Raw genomic sequence first — 6,224 nt, forward strand, 5'->3', positions numbered from 1 at the left:
AGCCAGTCGCCCTTCTCGCGCGCGCTGCACTCGCGGCCGAGGACCTCGTTGCAGTTGCGCTTGAACCATTTTTCGACCTTGGCGGGGTCACCGTAGCGCGTGCCCACCACCGACACCGCCATCGGCTCGATGGCCTTGCCGGTGCGCGTCTTGCCGGCCGCGCGGGGGTCATCCCCGTGGCACGAGGTGCAGGCGGGCGTATCGGGCTTGCCGAGGCCGTAGCGGGTGCGGTGCAGGGTCTCGCCGCGTGCGGCGGAAAAGCCCGCGAAGGCGGGGTCGGCGGCGCGCGCCTGCGCGGCGTAGCGGTCGAGGAGGGGGGCGGTTGGGTCGGCAGGCGGGGCGGCGAGCACCCCCGCGCTTGCGCCGAGGCAGCACAGCAGCGCGAGCGTGCGGAATTTGCTGTTCATGGTTCGTTCCTTGATCCGGGCGGAAGACTGGACCGGACGGGCATTTCGAATGCCATTCGTCCGGAACCTGGTGCCCAGTGTGCAAGTGCGCGACTGAAACGAACCTGAACGCGAGCAGAGCGTTCAGCGATGCCGAGCGGGAACGGCGGCGCGCGCGCCCATGCCGCCTGCGCGCTGCTCAGCGCATGTCGAACAGCTCCTGATGGAAGTCGGCCGCCGGCAAGCCCCTGGCGACGAAGCCTTCGCGCAGGGCCTGGCCGAAACCGCCGGGGCCGCAGAACCAGACGTCCGCCTCGGCCCAGCCCGGCACCGTGTCGCAGATGCGTGCCACGTCGAGGCGGCCGTCGCGCGCGCTGACCAGCACATGCAGCTTCACGCCCGCCGCCTGCGCATCGCGCTGCAGCCGGGCGATGAACTCTTCGTCGGGTTCGGCGGTGCTGTAGAAGAGATCGACCGCACGGCCGTCGGGCTTCACGGCGAGCGCCTTCATGCGGGCGACGAAGGGCGTGATGCCGATGCCGCCGCCGACCCAGATCTGCCGGCGCTTGCCGCTGGCGCCGACGTTCGCGAAATCGAAGCGGCCATACGGCCCTTCGACGGTGACGAGGTCGCCGACGCGCAACAATTCGGGCAGGCGGGCGGTGTAGTCGCCGATGCCCTTGATGAGGAAGAACAGCCGTCCGTCGCCGGCCCAGCCGGACGAGATGGTGAACGGGTGCGCGCCTTCGTCGGTCGAGAAGGTCACGAAGGCGAACTGGCCTGTTTCGTGCCCGGGCCAGCGGTCCCTGAAGCGGATCGCCACCTTGAGCACGCGGTTGGCGGGGAAGCTCACCAGCTCCTCGATCTCGCCCACCGCCTTGCGCCGCCGGCCGACGCGGCCGGACAGCGATATCACGCCGGCGACGCTGCCCCCGGCCATCAGCAGCGCGAGCACGATGCCGATCGGCTGCGACCAGTAGCCAAAGGGCGTCAGCAGCACCGAGTGGAAGACCAGCGCCAGGTAGGCCAGGGCCAGCAGGCGGTGGGTCTTGAAGAAGAGCCGGTAGGGAAAACGCTTGACCAGCGCGATCACGATCAGCGCCACCGCGGCATAGAAGGCCCACTCGCCGACCGACTCCGCCAGGCCGCGCTGCTCGCGGAAGAAGATCTCCACGGGGTCGGTGAGCGTCGGCCTCGGCCCGCGTTCCGGCCTGACCAGCCAGCCCCAGCCCACTGCCCACTTGGTGCCCTGCGCCCACAGCCAGTGAATCACCGAGAACACCAGGCCGGTGATCCCCAGCCACTTGTGCAGTCGATAGGTCTTGTCCAGTCCGTCGAGCAGGGGCTCGATCCGCACGGGGCGCAGCGCCAGCATCATGCCCACGCTCATCACGCCGATGCCGATCACCCCGGTGTAGTTGATCGCCACCGTGCGCAGGGCGAAGTACTCGTAGCCGTCCGGCAGCAGCGGGTCGGCCAGCCACCACAGCAGGCTGAGCAGCAGCAGGAGTCCTGCGTACGCGAACTGTATGCGCTTCATCGTCCACTCCGCTCGATTCAAGTCCCGCGCCCGCCGAGATCGCCCGGGCAGGCACGTCATCGGACCGTTACTGGTGGAGTATCCTCGAAACATCGCCGGTCCGACTTGTCATAGGGCAAACAAGCGCTCGATCGGGCCGCGGCGCCAGTGCAGGTCGGCGGTTCAGCGCCGATTCAGGATGGCGGCGCCATGCTTTGCGCCGACTCCGCCACGTAGTGCGCTCGATGCGCAGCCTCGGGGATGATCGTCATCTCTACGATGTGCTGCTGAAGTCCCTTGGATGTTCCACGAACAGGCCGACCGACTCTTGAACCGATGAAATCCCTCACCCCGCGCCAGGCGCTGCTGCTCTCGCTCGCCGCAGCGCTGAGCACCATCGTGATGAAGACCGGAGCCTGGTGGCTCACCGGCTCGATCGGCTATCTGTCCGACGCGCTCGAATCGGTGGTCAATGTGGCCGGCGCCGGCTTTGCGCTGTGGATGGTGTCCTACGCGCAAAGGCCCGCCGACGAGGCTCATCAGTACGGCCACGGCAAGGCCGAATACTTCTCCGCCGCCTTCGAGGGCGGGCTGATCTTCATCGCCGCGCTGATCATCCTGATCACCGCGGGCGAGCGGCTGCTCAATCCACAGCCGATCGGCGATCTCGGTGTCGGCACGCTGCTGTCCGTCGGCGCGAGCCTGATCAACTTCCTGGTCGCGCGCGTGCTGCTGCAGGTCGGCCGCGCGCACCGCTCGGTGGCGCTCGAGGCCGATGCGCGCCATCTGATGGCCGACGTGTGGACCACCGCCGGCGTCGTCTGCGGCGTCGGCCTGGCCGTCGTCACCGGCTGGGGCTGGCTCGACCCCGTCGTCGCCGGCGCGGTCGCGCTCAACATCCTGCGCGAGGGCTGGGAGCTGATGCGGCGTTCGATCGACGGCCTGATGGACCGCGCGCTGTCCGGCGTCGAAGTCGCCGCGATCGAGCGCACCCTCGGGGAGGCCTCGCCGCCGGGCTGCTTCCACGGCAAGCTCACCACACGTGCCGCGGGTGCGATGCACTTCGCCCACGTCGAGCTCTGCGTTCCCGGCGACTGGACCGTGGCCGAAGCCCACGCCGTGGCCGACGCGCTCGAACGCATCGTGCTGGAGCGCACCGGCACCCGCCTCGCGACCCGCCTCGAGCCGATACCGCCGACCATCTCGCCAGGCACGCAAGCGCACCCATCCTGAGCTTCACCCACGGCAGCGAACGAGATCCATCGAGCCACGATGCACCTGCTCATCGTCGAAGACGACCGCACCATCGCCGAGAACCTCTACGAGTATCTGGAGGCGCGCGGCCATCAGTGCGACTACGCCGACTCGATCGCGTCGGCCTCGGCCCTGCTCGCGCGCACCGCGTTCGACGCCCTCGTCCTCGACCGCAACCTGCCCGACGGCGACGGCCTCGCGCTCGCACGTCGGCTGCGCACCGAGGGCCGGGCGACGCCCATCCTGGTGCTCACCGCGCGCGACACGCTGGAAGACAAGCTGCTCGGCTTCGAAGCCGGCGGCGACGACTACCTGGTAAAGCCCTTTGCGCTGCAGGAACTCGAGGTCCGCCTGCTGGCCCTGGCGCGGCGCAGCGCCAACAGGCCGGCCGGCCCGCTGCTGCAGTACGGCGCGCTCAGGTTCAACGCCGCCACGCAGGAGCTGCGCCTGCACGACCGCCTCCTCGCGCTGCCGCCAAAGGCCTTGCGCCTGGTCGCCGAGCTGCTCGCGCAGCCCGAGCGCCTGTTCTCCCGGCGCGAACTGGAAATCGCCGTATGGGGCCACGAGCAGGACAGCAGCGACAACCTGCGCAGCGTGCTCCACACCCTGCGTCGGGGCCTCGGCGACGACGCTCACATCGAGGTGGTGAATGTCCATGGAATCGGCTACAAGCTCGTCAGCCGCTGAGGGCGGCGCGCGCCGGGGCGGGCGGCGCTGGCTGCCGGGCGGTCTGCGGATCCGCATCGCGTTGTCGGTGACGGCGATGCTGCTGGTGCTCATCGTCGCGCAGTCACTCGCACTGGTCAGGCTCAACGAGGAGATGGAGGAAGAGTTCATCGACGGCACGCTCGACGAGCAACTGCATTACAGCATCGAGCACAGCCGCCGGCTCGGTACCCTGGTCGGTCCGCAGACACCGAACATGGCGCTCTTCCGCTACGCGCACGGAGAGGCGCCGCCGCAGGGACTGAGCCCGGCTCTGGCCGAGCTGCCCATCGGCAATCACGAGGACGGGTCCGCCGGGCGCGAGCTGCATGTCGCGGTGCGTGAGGCCGACGGCCAGCGCTACGTGCTCGTCTATGACGAATCGGAGCACCGCGAGCGCGAGTCCGCCGTGATCACCGCGGTCGTGATTGGCGCGCTGATGCTGACCGCCTTGTCCTTCGTCCTCGTCTACGCGATCGCCGCCCGCCTCACGCGCGGGCTGGAGAGGCTGGCCGAACGCGTAGAGGGCGAGCGCGATGGCGCACCGTTCGCGCAGGACGGACTCGACGTCGAGCTCCTGGCCGTGGCGCGTGCCCTGGACCGGGCCGAGGCGCGCCAGGCGGCCGTGCTCGCGCGCGAACGGGATTTCAACGCCAACCTGTCGCACGAATTGCGCACCCCCCTGGCCGGCATCCGCAGCGACGCCGAGATGCTGCTCACCGACCCCACGCTGTCCGACAAGGCCCGCCGGCGTGGCGAGCGCATCGTCGCCACCACCGACCGCACGACGATGCTCGCCAACAGCCTGCTGCTGCTGGCCCGCGAGGCCCGGCCGCAGGCGGTCGAGCCGGTCGACCTGAACGAGGCGGTGCGTCGCGCATGGGATCGCCTGCATCCTGCCGGGACCGGCGCCGAGGCGCTGACGATCCGCAGCGCCCCCCGGGCCGAAGTCGCGGCCGATCCCGGCCTGCTCGAACTCGTGCTGCAGAACCTGCTGGAGAACGCGCTGTGCCATGGCGAGGGGCGTGCGATCGAGGTGGTGCTGGAGGGGCGATGCCTCGCCATATGCGACCGCGGCCCCGGCTTCGGCGCGGAGGATCCGATGCGCGGCTTCGAGCGCTTCCGGCGCGGTGGGAGCAAGCCGGGGCACGGCCTCGGCCTGGCCCTGGTCCAGCACATCTGCACGACCTGCGGGTGGTCCGTCCGTGCCGCTAACCGCCCGGGCGGCGGCGCCTGCCTGACGATCGATTTCGGGTCCGGAGCGACATCCGCATAGGGCGGCCCGGTCCCGTCTTGCTGGGCGCGGACACCCCGTCCTCACATTTTCCTCACGCACGCATCACACTTTCCTCACACCCCGCTTCGTAGATTGCGTGGATCCTTACCGACTCCGCGCAATCATGCCCGAACAGCGTCTCTCCCTCGTTTCATCCCTCCTGACGCCACGTGCCGCCGATGCGCGCCTTGGCCCTTTCTCGCTCTCGTCCATCTGGGCCGTCGCGCGACGCTGGCGCCCCGAGATGTCGCACGAGGGCCTGCTGCTCGGGCTCGGCCTCTACTTCACGTTGGCCTGCAACACGCCATTCTGGCGCGCCCTGCTCGCGAGCCGCGGCAGCGAAGGTGGCGCGCTTGCGTACCTGCTCGCGCTCGGTGTTGCGCTCACTGCGCTCAACTTTCTGTTGTTCGCACCGCTGCTCGGCCGGTGGATGACCAAGCCGCTGCTGGGCGGACTGATCCTCGTCGCCGCGGTCGCGAGCTACTACGCCGGCCACTTCGGCGTGTATTTCGACCCGAGCATGTTGCGCAATGTGCTGCGCACCGATGTCGCCGAGGCGCGCGAACTGCTCACGCCCGGCTTCGTCCTGCACGTCGCGGCGCTGGCCCTGCCGCCGCTCTTCGTTCTGCAGCGCTCCCGGCTGCGCCGGCGTCCGCTGCGGCGCGCGCTGGCGATCCGCAGCGTATCCGTCATGTTCGCATTGCTCGTGGCCGCTGCGGCGCTCGGCAGCGTGTTCAAGGACTTCTCCGGGCAGATGCGCAACCACAAGGAACTGCGTTACCTGATTACGCCGGCCGCGCCGCTGTGGTCGATGGCGCGCGTGCTGAGCCGCGAAGCGCAGGCGGCCACGCTGCCGCGCCAGCCCATCGGCACCGATGCCCGCCTGGGGGCGAGCTGGGCCACGGCGAAGAAGCCGGCGCTGTTCGTGATCGTGGTCGGCGAAACCGCGCGCGCGGCCAACTGGGGGCTGAACCGCGTGGGCGGGCAGTCGCCCACCCACGACACCACGCCCGAACTCGCACGCCGCGCGGTCATCAACTTCCCGGAGGTGAGCAGTTGCGGCACCAACACCGAGGTGTCGGTG

The 6,224-nt window shown here is 69.7% G+C and carries 6 protein-coding genes; 4 read left to right on the forward strand and 2 right to left on the reverse strand.

Annotation, left to right across the window (positions count from 1 at the left end):
• Both BB334_RS09290 and BB334_RS09295 read right to left on the reverse strand, forming a co-directional pair.
• Positions 1-407: DUF1924 domain-containing protein (locus tag BB334_RS09290; RefSeq protein WP_108722499.1), on the reverse strand; the 407-nt coding region annotated here is incomplete at its 3' end.
• Positions 408-585: 178 nt separating this feature from the next.
• The gene (locus tag BB334_RS09295; protein ID WP_068807546.1) at positions 586-1,926 is read right to left on the reverse strand and encodes a ferredoxin reductase family protein; all 1,341 of its coding nucleotides are present in this window, start codon (positions 1,924-1,926) and stop codon (positions 586-588) included.
• 315 nt (positions 1,927-2,241) lie between these two features.
• Between BB334_RS09295 and BB334_RS09300 the strand changes: the two genes are divergently transcribed.
• The 4 genes from BB334_RS09300 to BB334_RS09315 all read left to right on the forward strand — a co-directional run.
• Entirely contained in the window at positions 2,242-3,138 is an 897-nt protein-coding gene (locus BB334_RS09300; protein ID WP_068807549.1) for a cation diffusion facilitator family transporter, read from the forward strand.
• Between the two features lie 39 nt (positions 3,139-3,177).
• Positions 3,178-3,846, forward strand: coding sequence for a response regulator transcription factor (locus BB334_RS09305; RefSeq protein ID WP_068807552.1), 669 nt, complete (start codon positions 3,178-3,180; stop codon positions 3,844-3,846).
• Complete coding sequence (locus BB334_RS09310) at positions 3,809-5,140, forward strand: sensor histidine kinase (protein WP_232756699.1); 1,332 nt, start codon at positions 3,809-3,811, stop codon at positions 5,138-5,140. The genes BB334_RS09305 and BB334_RS09310 overlap by 38 nt, the downstream gene beginning before the upstream one ends.
• A gap of 244 nt (positions 5,141-5,384) precedes the next feature.
• A partial coding sequence (locus BB334_RS09315) for a phosphoethanolamine transferase (protein ID WP_232756700.1) occupies positions 5,385-6,224 on the forward strand: 840 nt, incomplete at its 3' end.

This window comes from Thauera phenolivorans, from assembly GCF_001696715.1.
Classification (GTDB): Bacteria; Pseudomonadota; Gammaproteobacteria; order Burkholderiales; family Rhodocyclaceae; genus Thauera; species Thauera phenolivorans.

What these genes read in the sequence shown, in the direction of transcription:
- BB334_RS09295 (WP_068807546.1), bottom strand. Translation starts at nt 1,926, where the DNA reads ATGAAGCGCATACAGTTCGCGTACGCAGGACTCCTGCTGCTGCTCAGC.
- BB334_RS09300 (WP_068807549.1), top strand. Translation starts at nt 2,242, where the DNA reads ATGAAATCCCTCACCCCGCGCCAGGCGCTGCTGCTCTCGCTCGCCGCA.
- BB334_RS09305 (WP_068807552.1), top strand. Translation starts at nt 3,178, where the DNA reads ATGCACCTGCTCATCGTCGAAGACGACCGCACCATCGCCGAGAACCTC.
- BB334_RS09310 (WP_232756699.1), top strand. Translation starts at nt 3,809, where the DNA reads ATGTCCATGGAATCGGCTACAAGCTCGTCAGCCGCTGAGGGCGGCGCG.